The sequence below is a fragment of the Escherichia sp. MOD1-EC5950 genome (assembly GCF_002965345.1).
GTDB lineage: Bacteria > Pseudomonadota > Gammaproteobacteria > Enterobacterales > Enterobacteriaceae > Escherichia > Escherichia marmotae.
In genome coordinates this window covers 251,134-267,907 of the sequence record NZ_PTSR01000001.1, presented here as the reverse complement: position 1 = coordinate 267,907, position 16,774 = coordinate 251,134, and the positions used below count along the sequence as shown (strand labels likewise).

13 protein-coding genes are annotated in these 16,774 nt (G+C 49.2%); 9 read left to right on the top strand and 4 right to left on the bottom strand.

Annotated elements, in window-relative coordinates; translation table 11 throughout:
* Positions 1 to 74: 74 nt before the first annotated feature.
* Positions 75 to 830: an amidase activator ActS gene (gene actS / locus BEA93_RS01350; protein WP_001517011.1), complete on the bottom strand. Its 756-nt coding sequence runs from the start codon at positions 828 to 830 to the stop codon at positions 75 to 77.
* A gap of 388 nt (positions 831 to 1,218) precedes the next feature.
* Here actS and xdhA point away from each other — a divergent pair, with 388 nt between their 5' ends.
* Genes xdhA through xdhC form a run of 3 tightly spaced genes read left to right on the top strand, consistent with a single transcriptional unit; the run spans position 1,219 to position 4,881 of the window.
* Positions 1,219 to 3,516 (top strand): xanthine dehydrogenase molybdenum-binding subunit XdhA, encoded by a 2,298-nt coding sequence (gene xdhA / locus BEA93_RS01345; protein ID WP_000388122.1) that lies wholly within the window; start codon positions 1,219 to 1,221, stop codon positions 3,514 to 3,516.
* Positions 3,517 to 3,526: 10 nt separating this feature from the next.
* Positions 3,527 to 4,405 carry a xanthine dehydrogenase FAD-binding subunit XdhB gene (xdhB, locus tag BEA93_RS01340; RefSeq protein ID WP_105224349.1) on the top strand — a complete coding sequence of 293 codons (879 nt, stop codon included), beginning with the start codon at positions 3,527 to 3,529 and terminating at the stop codon, positions 4,403 to 4,405.
* The gene (gene xdhC / locus BEA93_RS01335; RefSeq protein ID WP_001016641.1) at positions 4,402 to 4,881 is read left to right on the top strand and encodes a xanthine dehydrogenase iron sulfur-binding subunit XdhC; all 480 of its coding nucleotides are present in this window, start codon (positions 4,402 to 4,404) and stop codon (positions 4,879 to 4,881) included. The genes xdhB and xdhC overlap by 4 nt, the downstream gene beginning before the upstream one ends.
* Positions 4,882 to 4,920: 39 nt before the next feature.
* Here xdhC and BEA93_RS01330 read toward each other — a convergent pair whose 3' ends face one another.
* On the bottom strand, positions 4,921 to 6,699 hold the full coding sequence (locus BEA93_RS01330; RefSeq protein WP_001517013.1) for a sigma-54 interaction domain-containing protein: 1,779 nt from the start codon (positions 6,697 to 6,699) through the stop codon (positions 4,921 to 4,923).
* A gap of 478 nt (positions 6,700 to 7,177) precedes the next feature.
* On the opposite strand from BEA93_RS01330, the gene ygeW reads away from it, so the two are divergent.
* Genes ygeW through arcC form a run of 5 tightly spaced genes read left to right on the top strand, consistent with a single transcriptional unit; the run spans position 7,178 to position 13,307 of the window.
* Positions 7,178 to 8,365 carry a knotted carbamoyltransferase YgeW gene (gene ygeW / locus BEA93_RS01325; RefSeq protein WP_001360948.1) on the top strand — a complete coding sequence of 396 codons (1,188 nt, stop codon included), beginning with the start codon at positions 7,178 to 7,180 and terminating at the stop codon, positions 8,363 to 8,365.
* A 57-nt stretch (positions 8,366 to 8,422) separates the two neighbouring features.
* Positions 8,423 to 9,619, top strand: a complete 1,197-nt coding sequence (dpaL, locus tag BEA93_RS01320) for a diaminopropionate ammonia-lyase (protein WP_105224350.1) — start codon at positions 8,423 to 8,425, stop codon at positions 9,617 to 9,619.
* Between the two features lie 58 nt (positions 9,620 to 9,677).
* Positions 9,678 to 10,889: a YgeY family selenium metabolism-linked hydrolase gene (locus tag BEA93_RS01315; RefSeq protein WP_001107131.1), complete on the top strand. Its 1,212-nt coding sequence runs from the start codon at positions 9,678 to 9,680 to the stop codon at positions 10,887 to 10,889.
* A 52-nt stretch (positions 10,890 to 10,941) separates the two neighbouring features.
* A complete protein-coding gene (gene hyuA, locus BEA93_RS01310) occupies positions 10,942 to 12,327 on the top strand; it encodes a D-phenylhydantoinase (RefSeq protein ID WP_016262500.1) in 1,386 nt (461 codons plus the stop codon).
* Positions 12,328 to 12,374: 47 nt separating this feature from the next.
* Positions 12,375 to 13,307 carry a carbamate kinase gene (gene arcC, locus BEA93_RS01305; RefSeq protein ID WP_038355428.1) on the top strand — a complete coding sequence of 311 codons (933 nt, stop codon included), beginning with the start codon at positions 12,375 to 12,377 and terminating at the stop codon, positions 13,305 to 13,307.
* Positions 13,308 to 13,346: 39 nt separating this feature from the next.
* Here arcC and yqeB read toward each other — a convergent pair whose 3' ends face one another.
* Together yqeB and yqeC are read right to left on the bottom strand one after the other, a co-directional pair.
* Positions 13,347 to 14,972, bottom strand: a complete 1,626-nt coding sequence (gene yqeB / locus BEA93_RS01300) for a selenium-dependent molybdenum cofactor biosynthesis protein YqeB (protein ID WP_001020352.1) — start codon at positions 14,970 to 14,972, stop codon at positions 13,347 to 13,349.
* Positions 14,973 to 15,019: 47 nt separating this feature from the next.
* On the bottom strand, positions 15,020 to 15,790 hold the full coding sequence (gene yqeC / locus BEA93_RS01295) for a selenium cofactor biosynthesis protein YqeC (protein ID WP_010378585.1): 771 nt from the start codon (positions 15,788 to 15,790) through the stop codon (positions 15,020 to 15,022).
* A gap of 105 nt (positions 15,791 to 15,895) precedes the next feature.
* Here yqeC and mocA point away from each other — a divergent pair, with 105 nt between their 5' ends.
* Positions 15,896 to 16,468 (top strand): molybdenum cofactor cytidylyltransferase, encoded by a 573-nt coding sequence (gene mocA, locus BEA93_RS01290; RefSeq protein WP_001110887.1) that lies wholly within the window; start codon positions 15,896 to 15,898, stop codon positions 16,466 to 16,468.
* Positions 16,469 to 16,774: the final 306 nt, after the last annotated feature.

Sequence of the window (16,774 nt, the reverse complement as noted above, 5' to 3'; positions counted from 1 at the left end):
AGATGCGTAAGGCATTATAAACCTTACGCTCTTCTTAGCAAGTGTCTTGCTACTGACTGCTGATTAATTCACCATCAACACTTTGGTTTGCTGCCCTGTGGCGGCAAGTAGCGCAAAGGATCAATTGCCGTAGCACGGTAACGAATCTGGAAATGTAACCGCACGGATTCTGCATCAGTACTGCCCATCGTCGCTATCTTTTGCCCAGCCTTAACGCTTTGCCCATTGTTTACCAGCATCGTGTCGTTATGAGCGTAGGCTGTGATGTAATCTTCACTGTGTTTAATCATGATGAGATTACCGTAGCCGCGTAATTGGTTACCGACATACACCACCTTACCGGCACCGGCTGCGTATATTGGCGTCCCGCGCGCTGCAGCAATATCAATCCCTTTATTGCCGCCATCTGCCATTGAGTAAGGCATGATAACTTTTCCACTCGTTGGCCATAACCAGCAACGTTGTCCAACAGGTGGCCATGAAGATTTCGGAACCACTGGCGGCGGCGTTACTGACGCTGTTTTCGTCGTTGATTTGGCGGTATATTTCCGCGAACTGCGGTTGCTTTTTGCCCCACCAAGTTTCAACTTTTGGCCTACTTCGATGGTATAGGGGGGAGAAATGCCGTTGAGCCGGGCAAGTTCTTTTACGCTTGTTCCCGTGGTGCGTGAAATACGATAAAGCGTATCCCCCCGTTTCACGGTGTAAACGGAGCCGGAATACGTTCCTGTGTCTGATGATTTGCTACCCGAACAGCCCGCCAGAAGCAGTCCAGCCGATAACAGCATCACGATACCCAGCATTTTTTTATTCGGGCGTCCTGCGCTCAAAATCTTTCCTCGCTCAAAAAACAAGACGCTATATCATAGCAGTCACCTGTCAGATACCCAATCCATTGCTCGGAAAATGGATGTACAAATCAAGAATTGTTAATGAATCTATTAGGATAGGATAACCACCATTAGTACATCATAACGAAAAAGAAAGCATCATGACTGCCTCCTAATATTCATTTATCACAATGATTTTTATCACACTCATATTGATACACAGCACTCTCTTGCTTTGCTGATAAAAACCACATCATCCCTGGCGTTTTATTAACAACATCACACTTCCCTCCTCCCCTCATGCTTATAGTCGTTTCTGGCGTAATTCTTGCCTTCAAAGACTAAATCATTGCCATAAGAACCAAATGTTCAAATCAAGGGGATTTCTATGGAAGCGCGGGAAGCAACCGCTACAGGTGAATCATGTATGCGCGTAGATGCCATTGCTAAGGTTACCGGGCGGGCACGATATACTGACGATTATGTTATGGCGGGCATGTGTTACGCGAAATATGTACGTAGTCCTATCGCACATGGTTATGCCGTAAGTATTAATGATGAACAAGCCAGAAGTCTGCCTGGCGTACTGGCTATTTTTACCTGGGAAGATGTACCGGATATCCCATTCGCCACGGCAGGGCATGCCTGGACACTTGACGAAAATAAACGCGATACCGCCGATCGCGCACTGTTAACTCGCCATGTTCGCCATCATGGTGATGCCGTTGCCATCGTCGTGGCCCGAGATGAACTCACAGCAGAAAAAGCAGCGCAATTAGTCAGTATTGAGTGGCAAGAATTACCCGTTATCACCACACCAGAAGCGGCACTTGCAGAAGACGCCGCTAAAATTCACAGCCGCGGTAATTTGCTTAAGCAAAGCACGATGTCTACGGGCAATGTCCAGCAAACAATCGATGCCGCCGATTACCAGGTGCAGGGACACTATCAGACCCCCGTCATTCAACATTGCCACATGGAAAGTGTGACATCGCTGGCGTGGATGGAGGATGACGCGCGAATTACCATCGTCTCCAGTACGCAGATCCCGCACATTGTTCGCCGCGTTGTCGGTCAGGCGTTGGATATTCCCTGGTCATGCGTGCGGGTAATCAAACCGTTTGTCGGTGGAGGTTTTGGTAATAAACAAGATGTGCTGGAGGAGCCAATGGCGGCATTCCTGACCAGCAAGCTCGGCGGTATTCCGGTGAAAGTTTCCCTTAGTCGTGAAGAGTGTTTCCTGGCGACCCGTACCCGCCACGCTTTTACCATTGACGGGAAAATGGGGGTTAACCACGATGGTACGCTGAAAGGCTATAGTCTGGATGTTCTGTCCAACACGGGTGCTTATGCCTCTCACGGCCATTCCATTGCTTCCGCAGGTGGTAACAAAGTCGCGTATCTTTATCCTCGTTGCGCCTACGCTTACAGCTCAAAGACCTGCTATACCAATCTACCCTCGGCTGGCGCAATGCGTGGTTATGGCGCACCGCAAGTCGTTTTTGCCGTCGAATCAATGCTGGATGACGCCGCTACCGCGTTAGATCTTGACCCGGTAGAAATTCGTTTACGTAATGCCGCCCGTGAAGGCGATGCAAATCCACTCACTGGAAAACGCATTTACAGTGCCGGATTACCTGAGTGTCTGGAAAAAGGGCGGGAAATCTTTGAATGGGAAAAACGACGTGCAGAGTGCCAGAACCTGCAAGGCAATTTACGCCGCGGCGTTGGCGTTGCCTGTTTTAGCTACACCTCTAACACCTGGCCTGTTGGTGTAGAAATCGCGGGCGCACGCTTGTTGATGAATCAGGATGGAACTATCAACGTGCAAAGCGGCGCTACGGAAATCGGTCAGGGTGCCGACACTGTGTTCTCGCAAATGGTGGCTGAAACCGTGGGGGTTCCGGTCAGCGATGTCCGCGTGATTTCGACACAAGATACCGATATTACGCCATTCGACCCAGGTGCGTTTGCTTCACGCCAGAGCTATGTTGCCGCGCCTGCGTTACGCAGTGCTGCATTGCTATTGAAAGAGAAAATCATCGCTCATGCCGCTGTAATGCTACATCAGTCAGCGATGAATCTGACACTGATAAAAGGCCATATCGCGCTGGTTAAAAGGCCGGAAGAGCCATTGCTGTCGTTAAAAGATCTGGCGATGGATGCTTTTTATCATCCTGAGCGCGGCGGGCAACTTTCTGCTGAAAGCTCGATCAAAACCACCACTAACCCACCGGCATTTGGCTGTACTTTTGTTGATCTGACGGTTGATATTGCGCTGTGTAAAGTGACCATCAATCGCATCCTCAACGTCCATGATTCGGGCCATATTCTTAACCCGCTGCTGGCTGAAGGTCAGGTACACGGCGGAATGGGAATGGGCATTGGCTGGGCGTTATTTGAAGAGATGATTATCGATGCGAAAAGTGGTGTGGTACGTAACCCCAATCTGCTGGATTACAAAATGCCGACCATGCCGGATCTGCCACAACTGGAAAGCGCGTTTGTCGAAATCAATGAACCACAATCCGCATACGGACATAAGTCACTGGGTGAGCCGCCAATAATTCCTGTCGCCGCTGCGATTCGTAACGCGGTGAAAATGGCTACCGGTGTTGCAATCAATACCCTGCCGCTGACGCCAAAACGGTTATACGAAGAGTTCCATCTGGCAGGATTGATTTGAGGATAACATCATGTTTGATTTTGCATCTTACCATCGCGCAACCACCCTTGCCGATGCCATCAACCTGCTGACTCACAATCCGCAGGCCAAACTGCTCGCCGGTGGCACTGACGTGCTGATTCAGCTCCACCATCACAATGACCGTTACCGTCATATTGTTGATATCCACAATCTGGCAGAGCTTCGGGGGATTACGCTGGCGGAAGATGGCGCGCTACGAATCGGTTCCGCGACGACCTTTACCCAGTTAATTGAAAATCTATTAACCCAGCGTCATCTCCCGGCGTTATGTGCTGCGGCTTCGTCAATTGCCGGGCCGCAGATCCGTAACGTCGCGACCTACGGTGGAAATATTTGCAACGGTGCCACCAGCGCAGACTCAGCCACGCCAACACTGATATATGACGCGAAGTTGGAGATCCACTCCCCGCGCGGTGTTCGCTTCGTCCCGATTAACGGCTTTCATACCGGGCCGGGCAAGATTTCCCTTGAGCATGATGAAATCCTTGTCGCATTTCATTTCCCACCGCAGCCGAAAGAACATGCAGGTAGCGCGCATTTTAAATATGCCATGCGCGACGCGATGGATATTTCAACCATCGGTTGCGCTGCTCATTGCCGCCTGGACAACGGCAATTTCAGTGAATTACGCCTGGCATTTGGTGTTGCCGCACCAACGCCGATTCGCTGCCAACATGCTGAACAGGCTGCACAAAACGCGCCATTAACTCAGCAAACGCTGGAAGCTATTAGCGAATCAGTCCTACAGGATGTCGCCCCGCGTTCTTCCTGGCGTGCAAGTAAAGAGTTTCGTCTGCATCTCATCCAGACGATGACCAAAAAAGTCATTAGCGAAGCCGTCGCCGCGGCGGGGGGAACATTGCAATGAATCACAGCAAAAGTATTACCATTGAATGTGTCATTAACGGTATGCCTTTTCAGCTTCACGCCGCACCAGGAATGCCACTTTCGGAGATGCTCCGCGAACAAGGACTGCTTAGTGTCAAGCAAGGTTGCTGCGTTGGCGAATGCGGTGCCTGTACAGTACTGGTTGACGGAACGGCAATCGACAGTTGTTTATACCTGGCCGCATGGGCTGAAGGAAAAGAGATCCGCACGCTGGAAGGCGAAGCAAAAGGTGGCAAACTTTCTCATGTTCAACAGGCTTATGCGAAATCCGGCGCAGTGCAGTGTGGCTTTTGTACGCCAGGGTTGATTATGGCCACCACGGCAATGCTGGCGAAACCACGAGAGAAACCATTAACCATTACGGAGATTCGTCGTGGCCTGGCGGGAAATCTCTGTCGCTGCACCGGTTATCAGATGATTGTGAATACAGTACTGGACTGCGAAGAAACGAAGTAAAACGAAATCCGGCCTGAATTCAGGCCGGATTTACCGTGGTTACACGCTTAACAACTCATATTTTTTAATCTTACGATAGAGGGTAGCAATGCCGATACCCAGTTCATCAGCGACTTGCTTCTTGCTGTTATGACGTGAAAGCGCCTCGCGTATCATCTGTTTTTCCATCTCCTCCAGCGCCGTGCCGCCAGTATCATCAAGTGCCAAATGTGCCTCGCAAGCTTCTGGCATCTCACTTTGCTCCATCGCACCGTTATTTACCAGATTGGGTGGCAAAAGCGTGCTGTCAATGACTTCACCAGAAGGAACAACGTTGACCAGATATTCCATCAGATTGCTTAACTCTCGCAGGTTCCCTGGCCAATAATGCTTACGCAGTAACTCCACAACATCGGGAGCAATACCTGGGTAAACCGATCCCAAACGACGGGTATGTAGATGTAAAAAGTAATGCACCAGCAGTTCAATATCTTCCTGACGTTCACGCAGCGGTGGCAAAGTTAAAGGAATGACATTGAGTCGGTAGAAGAGATCTTCGCGAAATTTACCTTCGGCAATGAACTGGGCTAAATTCTGGTTGGTTGCAGAAATGATGCGGATGTCGACCTGTATTGGACTACTGGCACCAATCGGCAGGATTTCACGCGCCTCAATAGCTCGCAGTAATTTAGCCTGCAACATCAATGGCATATCGCCAATTTCATCAAGAAACAACGTGCCTGTATTCGCCGCCTGAATCAACCCTATTTTGCCGTTGGCTGAAGCGCCAGTAAATGCGCCTTTAACATAACCGAACAGCTCACTCTCCAGAAGCTGCTCCGGAATCGCCGCACAGTTGATAGCAATAAATGGTTTGTTCCGCCGTCCACTCAGCTTATGGATTGCGCGAGCCACCACTTCTTTCCCGGTGCCACTTTCACCAACGACCATAACACTGGATGGGCTAGGCGCAATGCGGCTAATGAGTCGTTTTAATTGCCGCATAACCCGGCATTCGCCAACTAATTGTTCAATATGCGGTTCATCAGAGGCATTCGCCACGGAAAAACTGGTATGAGATTGGTGAAATGCCATTAAAAATAACTGTCGGCCCTGTATGTTATGCAACTGACCAATTATCAATTCACTTTTATCATCCCACGAAACGATATGCTGCATATGGCCATGAGTAAAATTACTCTCAAATGTTAATGGCCTGAAACGAACAGGTTTCCCAACCATATTATTTTGAGCAACACCGAGAGTTTTTAATGCAGTCTGGTTAACAAACTGAACACGATTGTCTTCATCAATAACTAATACTCCCTGATCCATATTATCAATCATGGTAGCGAATATTTTACTTATATTATCTCCTGGCCCCTGATCTTCCAGAAGCTTTGAAACAAAAATAGTCGATATATGGCGAACGTAATCTGAAAATTCGCGTAAATTATCACTGATATGTTCTTGTTGCTCATGAGTAACAGCAATCAAACTTATTACCCCGACACAGCGTTCCTGTAGAATAACAGGCGTGCCCAGAAATGCCTTTTCACGACAACTCTCTTTACTGTCGCAACCTTCACAAAGGGGATCGAAGCGAGATTGTGTCACAACCTTTTCGGTTTTGGTTTCGAGGACATAGCGGAGCAAGCGCGAGTTGCCACTCAACTGGCGACCAAGAAATTTCCCATATGCGCCAGTTCCAGCGACGCGGCACAAGTTTTCATCAACGATCTCAACCTCAAGCTGCAAAACGCTGGCTAGCATTCTGGCAAAACGCTGAATTGTTGGTTGAATTTGCATCAATACTGACTGCGTAGAAACAAGCTCCATAGCTTTACCTTCCAGAATCACTTAAAAGTCGATCATTGAAGACGTTGATGGTTCACAGGTCATGACGATATTAACTCAGACAAATATAGCTTTGCTAAAAACATAGGATTTTTATCATTTTCTAATGAAATTATGGAAGTAATATCACATTTCTATATCAATATGAGAATTACGGGAGTGCATTTATCAAACTGACGACGATTTACCTGCCTCTTTATCTTATTTCTGATGCTTAGCAGCAAATAAATAACTGCATAAAAAAAGCCAATCGTTTCCGTATATTTTGATGTTCCATAGCACATCAATAATTTGTGATCAAACCCACACATTATTCGTTAAATTAGCATTTCATAACCATGCAGATAATTCTGGCATGTTTATTGTTAGTTCCTGGTATAGCTGTGAAAACACCAATCACATTGGCATGTCACAGTGAAATAAACCACTTTGCCTGTCATTCCACTATCGGGACTTTATGATGAAAACTGTTAATGAGCTGATTAAGGATATCAATTCGCTGACCTCTCACCTTCACGAGAAAGATTTTTTGTTAACGTGGGAACAGACGCCAGATGAACTGAAACAAGTACTGGACGTTGCCGCAGCGTTAAAAGCACTGCGTGCTGAAAACATCTCGACCAAAGTCTTTAATAGTGGATTAGGTATTTCCGTATTCCGCGACAACTCTACCCGCACCCGTTTTTCTTATGCTTCCGCGCTTAATCTGCTCGGCCTGGCGCAGCAAGATCTTGATGAAGGTAAATCACAAATTGCGCACGGCGAAACCGTTCGTGAAACGGCCAATATGATCTCCTTCTGTGCCGATGCTATCGGTATTCGTGACGATATGTATCTGGGGGCAGGCAACGCCTATATGCGTGAAGTGGGAGCCGCGCTTGACGACGGCTACAAACAGGGCGTACTGCCGCAGCGTCCGGCTTTAGTTAACCTGCAATGCGATATCGACCACCCGACTCAGTCTATGGCCGACCTGGCATGGTTACGTGAACACTTTGGTTCACTGGAAAACCTGAAAGGTAAAAAAATCGCCATGACCTGGGCGTATTCCCCAAGCTACGGTAAACCGCTCTCTGTACCGCAAGGCATTATCGGCCTGATGACTCGCTTCGGTATGGATGTCACCCTGGCTCATCCGGAAGGCTATGACCTGATTCCGGATGTCGTTGAAGTGGCTAAAAACAACGCTAAAGCATCCGGCGGTAGCTTCCGTCAGGTCACCAGCATGGAAGAAGCATTCAAAGACGCAGACATCGTTTATCCGAAGTCATGGGCACCTTATAAAGTGATGGAAGAGCGAACTGAACTGCTGCGCGCGAACGATCACGAAGGCTTAAAAGCACTGGAAAAACAGTGCCTGGCACAGAACGCGCAACATAAAGACTGGCATTGCACTGAAGAGATGATGGAACTCACCCGCGACGGTGAAGCCCTGTATATGCACTGTCTGCCAGCCGATATTAGCGGCGTATCCTGCAAAGAAGGTGAAGTCACGGAAGGCGTATTCGAAAAATACCGTATCGCTACCTACAAAGAAGCCAGTTGGAAACCCTATATCATCGCCGCGATGATCCTTTCCCGTAAATATTCCAAACCTGGTGCACTGCTCGAACAACTGCTGAAAGAAGCGCAAGAACGCGTGAAATAACCCCTCGAGCCGATCGGCAGGTCGGCTCTCTATTTCCAGAGGCCAAAAGGATAGGATATGTCCGTTTTCTCATTGAAGGTTGATATCGTCGATAACAAATTTTTCAACGGCGAAACATCACCGCTCTTTTCGCAAAACCAGGCAAAACTGGCGCGCCAGTTTTACCAGAAAATTGCTGGCTATCGCCCAACACCGCTTTGTGCGCTGGACGATCTCGCAACTCTTTTTGGTGTAAAGAAAATTCTCGTTAAGGACGAATCAAAACGCTTCGGTCTGAACGCCTTCAAAATGCTCGGCGGTGCGTACGCTATCGCTCAGTTACTGTGCGAAAAATATCATCTGGATATCGAAACACTGTCATTTGAGCATCTGAAAAATGCCATTGGCGAAAAGATGACCTTCGCCACCACCACCGACGGCAACCACGGGCGCGGTGTTGCCTGGGCTGCTCAACAACTCGGTCAAAACGCGGTGATTTACATGCCGAAAGGTTCTGCTCAGGAGCGTGTAGACGCCATTCTGAACCTCGGCGCCGAGTGCATCGTCACCGACATGAATTATGACGATACCGTCCGCCTGACTATGCAACACGCTCAGCAACACGGCTGGGAAGTCGTACAAGATACCGCCTGGGAAGGCTATACCAAAATCCCAACCTGGATCATGCAGGGCTACGCCACATTAGCGGATGAGGCTGTTGAGCAAATGCGTGAAATGGGCGTTACGCCAACTCACGTCCTGCTGCAGGCTGGCGTCGGCGCAATGGCCGGCGGCGTGCTGGGATATCTGGTGGATGTCTATAGTCCTCAAAATCTGCACAGCATCATTGTTGAACCTGACAAAGCTGACTGTATTTATCGCTCTGGCGTCAAAGGCGACATCGTTAACGTTGGCGGCGATATGGCCACCATCATGGCGGGCCTGGCCTGCGGCGAACCGAATCCGCTGGGTTGGGAAATCTTACGTAACTGTGCCACCCAATTCATCTCCTGCCAGGACAGCGTTGCCGCATTAGGTATGCGCGTGCTGGGTAATCCCTACGGCAACGATCCGCGCATCATCTCCGGTGAATCTGGCGCTGTCGGTTTAGGCGTTCTTGCGGCTGTTCATTATCACCCGCAACGTCAAAGTCTGATGGAAAAACTGGCGCTGAACAAAGATGCCGTGGTGCTGGTTATCAGCACTGAAGGCGACACTGACGTGAAGCACTACCGCGAAGTTGTCTGGGAAGGCAAACACTCTGTAGCACCATAATCACCCTATTGGAAATAGCTCCCCGCCAAACGGGGAGTCAAAAATCTGGAGAAAAATAATGGCTAAGAATATTCCATTCAAACTGATTCTTGAAAAAGCAAAAGATTACCAGGCAGACATGACCCGCTTCCTGCGCGATATGGTTGCGATTCCCAGCGAAAGTTGCGATGAAAAACGCGTAGTGCATCGTATTAAAGAAGAGATGGAAAAAGTAGGTTTCGATAAAGTTGAAATCGACCCGATGGGCAACGTTCTCGGTTATATCGGCCACGGCCCGCGTCTGGTTGCAATGGATGCTCACATCGACACCGTCGGTATTGGCAACATCAAAAACTGGGAATTCGACCCGTACGAAGGTATGGAAACTGATGAACTGATCGGCGGTCGCGGTACTTCTGACCAGGAAGGCGGCATGGCGTCTATGGTTTATGCCGGTAAAATCATCAAAGATCTGGGGCTGGAAGATGAATACACCCTGCTGGTAACGGGGACAGTGCAGGAAGAAGACTGCGACGGTCTGTGCTGGCAGTACATTATTGAACAATCCGGTATTCGTCCGGAATTTGTGGTCAGTACTGAACCGACCGACTGCCAGGTCTACCGTGGTCAACGCGGTCGTATGGAAATCCGTGTTGATGTTCAGGGTGTTAGCTGCCACGGTTCTGCACCAGAACGCGGAGATAACGCCATTTTCAAAATGGGCCCAATTCTTGGCGAATTACAAGAACTGTCCCAACGTCTGGGCTATGACGAATTTCTCGGTAAAGGTACGCTGACCGTTTCCGAAATCTTCTTTACCTCCCCAAGTCGTTGCGCTGTCGCAGACAGTTGCGCAGTTTCTATTGACCGTCGTCTGACCTGGGGCGAAACATGGGAAGGTGCACTGGATGAAATCCGCGCGCTGCCTGCGGTACAGAAAGCCAACGCAGTCGTTTCTATGTACAACTACGACCGTCCGTCCTGGACTGGTCTGGTTTACCCAACCGAATGCTACTTCCCGACCTGGAAAGTAGAAGAAGATCACTTCACCGTTAAAGCGCTGGTGAATGCCTACGAAGGGCTGTTCGGCAAAGCACCGGTCGTTGATAAGTGGACATTCTCAACTAACGGCGTCTCCATCATGGGCCGTCACGGTATTCCGGTTATCGGCTTTGGCCCCGGTAAAGAACCTGAAGCGCACGCGCCAAACGAAAAAACCTGGAAATCTCACCTGGTAACCTGTGCCGCTATGTATGCGGCAATCCCATTAAGCTGGCTGGCAACCGAATAATTATTCATCACTTATTCCCCTCCGGTTCGCCGGAGGGTTTCTGGAGTTTGCTATGCGTGTATTGATCAAAAACGGCACTGTTGTTAACGCTGATGGGCAAGCAAAGCAGGATTTGCTGATTGAAAGCGGGATTGTTCGCCAGTTAGGTAACGATATTTCGCCGCAGCTCCCTTATGAAGAAATTGATGCCACTGGCTGTTACGTTTTCCCAGGCGGCGTGGATGTCCATACGCATTTTAATATTGATGTCGGCATTGCGCGCAGTTGTGATGATTTTTTTACCGGCACCCGCGCGGCTGCGTGTGGCGGTACAACAACCATTATTGACCATATGGGATTTGGCCCAAACGGCTGCCGGTTACGCCATCAACTGGAAGTTTATCGTGGTTATGCCGCCCATAAAGCGGTCATCGACTACAGCTTTCACGGTGTTATCCAGCATATCAATCACGCTATCCTCGATGAAATTCCGATGATGGTCGAAGAAGGGCTGACTAGTTTTAAACTCTATTTAACCTATCAATACAAACTCAACGATGACGAAGTGTTACAGGCGTTACGCCGTTTGCATGAGTCCGGCGCGCTAACCACCGTACACCCGGAAAATGATGCTGCTATCGCCAGTAAGCGGGCGGAGTTTATCGCTGCCGGGCTAACCGCGCCGCGCTATCACGCATTGAGTCGACCGCTGGAGTGCGAAGCGGAAGCCATCGCCCGAATGATCAACCTGGCAAAACTTGCCGGTAACGTACCGCTCTATATCGTCCACCTGTCTAACGGCTTAGGCCTGGATTATCTGCGCCTTGCCCGCGCGAACCGCCAGCCTGTCTGGGTTGAAACTTGTCCGCAATATCTTCTGCTCGACGAACGTAGTTATGACGCAGAAGACGGCATGAAATTTATTCTTAGCCCACCGCTGCGCAACGTTCGCGAGCAGGACAAGCTGTGGTGCGGCATCAGCGATGGTGCGATTGACGTGGTGGCGACCGATCACTGCACCTTCTCAATGGCCCAGCGCCAGCAGATTTCCAAAGGTGATTTCAGCCGTTGCCCAAATGGCCTTCCCGGTGTGGAGAATCGTATGCAGTTGCTGTTCTCCAGCGGCGTAATGACCGGACGTATCACACCGGAGCGTTTTGTTGAATTAACCAGTGCAATGCCCGCCAGACTGTTTGGCCTGTGGCCACAAAAAGGAACATTAGCGCCCGGTTCAGATGGTGACGTAGTGATTATAGATCCACATCAGAGCCAGCAAATTCAGCATTGCCATCTCCACGACAATGCTGACTACTCGCCCTGGGAGGGCTTTACCTGCCAGGGTGCAATTGTCAGAACCCTATCCCGTGGTGAAACGATTTTCTGTGACGGCACCTTTACAGGCAAAGCCGGACGGGGACGTTTCCTGCGACGCAAACCGTTTGTCCCTCCCGTGTTCTAACCACTGCCAGGGATCTATACACAATCAAGAATGATGAGTGAGGAAAAATGAGTAAGAAAATTGTTCTCGCCCTGGGCGGGAATGCGCTGGGCGATGATCTGGCCGGACAAATGAAAGCGGTAAAAATTACGTCTCAGGCAATTGTTGATTTAATTGCCCAGGGGCATGAAGTTATCGTCACTCATGGTAATGGACCACAGGTGGGCATGATTAACCAGGCATTCGAAGCCGCCGCAAAAACGGAAGCGCATTCGCCTATGCTGCCGATGTCTGTCTGTGTCGCCTTAAGCCAGGGATATATTGGTTACGATCTGCAAAACGCCTTACGGGAAGAACTGCTTTCTCGTGGCATTAATAAACCCGTTGCAACGCTGGTTACCCAAGTTGAAGTCGACGCTAACGATCCGGCATTCCTCAATCCGACCAAACCGATCGGCTCATTCTTTACCGAGCAGGAAGCAGAACAACTGACAAAACAGGGTTACACCCTGAAAGAAGATGCGGGTCGTGGCTATCGTCGTGTCGTCGCTTCGCCAAAACCAGTTGATATTATTGAAAAAGAGACGGTAAAAGCTCTGGTAGATTCCGGCCAGGTCGTAATCACCGTTGGCGGTGGCGGTATTCCGGTGATTCGTGAAGGTAACCATCTGCGCGGTGCCAGCGCGGTTATCGATAAAGACTGGGCCAGCGCCCGTTTAGCAGAAATGATCGATGCCGATATGCTGATCATTCTTACTGCGGTAGAGAAAGTAGCAATTAATTTTGGTAAAGAGAATGAACAGTGGCTCGACCGCCTGTCATTGGCCGATGCAGAACGCTTTATTGATGAGGGGCATTTTGCTAAAGGTTCGATGCTGCCGAAAGTGGAAGCCGCCGCGTCATTTGCTCGCTCTCGCGCAGGCCGCGAAGCGCTGATTACCGTGTTAAGCAAAGCGAAAGAAGGGATTGAAGGTAAAACCGGAACGGTGATTTGCCAGTAAGTTAAAGGCCGGGTGGCGATGCCATCCGGCCGTTTTCATTTAAGCCACTTCCAGTACTTCTTTCGTCGCTTTAACGCCCTGGTGCATCAACATCATTAACGCCTCAAGTACACCACCACCAATCGCCCGGGCTTTATCAGAAACGCTGGTGAAATCAGCCGTTTCGCCACGAGGGTCGATATCACCGATTTTAAAACCGCCGACGACAGCCAGCCCATCGTTCAGCAAGCCTCTCACCATACCAGCCAACGGCGCTTTAATTTCATGATCGCCAACACAGGCAATAACATCCCCCTCTTCTACCAGATCGCCTAATTTCACATTCGAGCGCATGATACCCGCCGCCGGAGCGCGAATAACCCGCCGGGTGGTATGCCCCATAATATTACCTGGAACACCGGTATTCTCCTGCGCACAACCGGAGTAGATCACCTGTCCCAGCCAGTGCCCACGGTTTGTTTCAATAACCGCATGGCAATCTTTTCCTGCGGTAAAACCAGGACCGAGCGCAATTGTTACCGGTGCCATGTCCACACGCGTACCCAAATTCTGTTTCGCCAGAATGGCATCTACCACGCACAGCGGTTTCAGTTCATCAAGCAGCGAACAGGAAGGGTCCACCATTACCGGGATATATCCTCGCTCAGTCAGTTTCATCGCCTCCGCAGGGGTCGAAGCCAAATGAGCAGTAACACCTTCAACTGTCATTTCACCGTCGAACACGGCCTGGGCAAACGCTACGGTACAACGAATCACCGTCGGCTTTTCAACTTCCAGCATGATCACTTTAAAACCCGCATGATACAGACGTAACGCCACTCCACTGGCAATGTCTCCCGCGCCACGAATCACCACCAGTTGATGCCCGGAAGGATGCGAAGGTTTCATCATCAACCCGCCCGGCGCGTTATTTTTCACCTGTAATATTTCTGCCAACACGCTGATGGCGATCTCCTGCGGCGTTTCCGCACCAATGTTATAACCAACTGGTGCATGTAAACGGGCAATATGCTCTTCAGCCACGCCTTTCTCACGCAATTGACGCAGGAAAAGCTGAACCTTGCGGCGACTTGCCAGTAACCCCAACCATGCAATGGGCTGTTCAATGAGTTTATCGAGAGCTTCACGATCCTGATTATTCGTGGCAATGAGAACAAAATTATCAGGTCGAATTTCCAGCGCCTCTACCGCTGCACCAAACGAATCGGCATGTAGAAGCGTGGTTGCTGGCGGGAAAAGTTCAGGATTGAGGCTTTCGCGATAAATATCGGCAACAGCAATATCAAACCCTAATAGCGCAGCACTCTGGGCAATCGCCCGGTTAACATGCCCCGCGCCGATCAACACCAGACGTGGCCGCATACCATGCACGCTGATAAACACTGACATTGCGCCTCCACAGTCTGACCCGACGGCATCCGCGCCGTTACGGGCCATTCGTCCATGAAATAATCGCGGCTTACGTTCCTGCAATGCCTGTAGCGACTCTTCAATCACCTTACGCTCAACCATTCCTCCACCAATCGTACCAACGATGGAACCATCGGCACGCACTAACATTTGTGCAGAATGGCGGGGAGTAGAGCCTCGGCTATCCACAATTTGCGCCATAGCAAACGGACAATTTTGATCTTCGAGTTTTGCAGCCTCTGTGAAAATATTCATACCAACCTCAATCGATATCCTTTCAGTAACCCGGAATACCCAGGTCGCTAATTCACAAATCTGCGCGCGATTGCAGGATACTCTTGTATATCGCCCAGCCAGATTGCCTCTACGTCGTGGTGTTGCAGTGGTTTGAGTAGTTCGCTTTGCGCAATCGCATTCTCACATTGAGAAAAACGGTTAATAAACCAGACCCGCCGACACCCTGATGGCACGTTTTTAAACGCACCTTGCGGATGGCGAACCAGGGCAACAAGATCGCTAAGTTGCAAGGTCGCCCCCGGCGTCAGGCCAGTAATGTCGGCAAACTGCGGCCAGCGATGGACATTTTCCGCGCCAACTTTTGCGCCTAAAACATGCCCCCCCATCACAGCAATCACGCAACAACTGCTTCGTGGTATGCAAGGTTCGTGCTCATCCGGCGCTTTTAACGGCATTCCACGCGAGCCATCAGCCTCAATGAGAATTACGTCACATTCCGACCGTTGCGCCAGTGCATCAATGGCATCTGGCGAAAATCCCTGTGCTTTCCCCTGTATCGCTTTCCAACGATGAAAACAAAATAAAATGGGGGATGTGAGAGACGCATGAGGAAGTGTTGCAGGATCACGGCAAAAAACTACAGGCCAATGAGAAACTGGCATAAACATATGCGTAGTCGTAGTAATTAACACACGTCTGCCACTAGCCCGGAGTACCTCTGCCAGCCAAAAAAGCAGACTGGTTTTCCCCCCTGCGCCAACAACTGAAATCACAGCAGGACGTTTCTGCACGTCTAAGTCAATGAATAACGCTGATGGGTCAATTATACTTTTCACAAATCTTTATAGTCCTCTCAGGGATAAATTAACCCCACAAATTCATTAACCAGGAAGTAACGTAATCCCCAGACGTTATTACCCAATATAAATAATGGAACGACTATGCCAGCTATCGACTGTATAATTACCGCTGCCGGATTATCATCAAGAATGGGACAATGGAAAATGATGTTACCCTGGCAGCAAGGAACAATTCTTGATGCAAGTATCAAAAATGCGTTGCAGTTTTGTAGCCGAATTATTTTAGTCACAGGTTTTCGCGCCAATGAACTGCATCATCGCTACGCACATACTGCCAATATTACTCTTATTTATAATCCAGATTATGAGCAGGGTTTACTGACCTCGGTGAAGGCAGCGGCCCACGAAGTGCAAACAGAGCATTGCTTTATTACCCATGGTGACATGCCAACTCTAAATAGAGATATTTTCCTAAAAATCTGGCAGTTACGTAACAGCGGCGCAATACTCCCGCTACACAATGGTATCCCTGGCCATCCCATTTTAATCTCAAAATCGAGCCTGATGCAGGCAATACAACGCCCCAATGTAATCAATATGCGTCAGGCATTACGCATGGGTGAACATTATTCCGTCGAGATGGAAAATGAAGAAATAATTTTAGACATTGATACTCCGGATGACTTTATTAATGCGCAAAAATGGCATACTTAATTTTAGAAAATCAAGCTAAACGATTGCGTTCAAATATTTAATCCACCCTCCACTCCTTTATCATAATGATAAGGAACCACTGTTTTTGAGAAATGAGAAAAGATGATAAAAGCCATAAGAATAATAACGTTCAGGAGTGATTTTAATTCTCATTTGGCACCTGTGAGATCATTCACAAAAAACCATTAAGTTTCGAGGCGCTTCACATTTTTTTATATTTCCGGGCAAACCGGGCAAGAGTGGTGCGATTGTTGCTCTATCCCCTTAAACCACCGGATTTATCAATACCGGTCACTCAATGATATC

Coding starts and splice junctions, on each gene's coding strand:
- xdhB (WP_105224349.1), top strand. CDS start 3,527: ATGTTTGATTTTGCATCTTACCATCGCGCAACCACCCTTGCCGATGCC.
- BEA93_RS01315 (WP_001107131.1), top strand. CDS start 9,678: ATGGCTAAGAATATTCCATTCAAACTGATTCTTGAAAAAGCAAAAGAT.
- mocA (WP_001110887.1), top strand. CDS start 15,896: ATGCCAGCTATCGACTGTATAATTACCGCTGCCGGATTATCATCAAGA.
- ygeW (WP_001360948.1), top strand. CDS start 7,178: ATGAAAACTGTTAATGAGCTGATTAAGGATATCAATTCGCTGACCTCT.
- xdhA (WP_000388122.1), top strand. CDS start 1,219: ATGGAAGCGCGGGAAGCAACCGCTACAGGTGAATCATGTATGCGCGTA.
- yqeB (WP_001020352.1), bottom strand. CDS start 14,972: ATGAATATTTTCACAGAGGCTGCAAAACTCGAAGATCAAAATTGTCCG.
- BEA93_RS01330 (WP_001517013.1), bottom strand. CDS start 6,699: ATGGAGCTTGTTTCTACGCAGTCAGTATTGATGCAAATTCAACCAACA.
- xdhC (WP_001016641.1), top strand. CDS start 4,402: ATGAATCACAGCAAAAGTATTACCATTGAATGTGTCATTAACGGTATG.
- arcC (WP_038355428.1), top strand. CDS start 12,375: ATGAGTAAGAAAATTGTTCTCGCCCTGGGCGGGAATGCGCTGGGCGAT.
- hyuA (WP_016262500.1), top strand. CDS start 10,942: ATGCGTGTATTGATCAAAAACGGCACTGTTGTTAACGCTGATGGGCAA.
- dpaL (WP_105224350.1), top strand. CDS start 8,423: ATGTCCGTTTTCTCATTGAAGGTTGATATCGTCGATAACAAATTTTTC.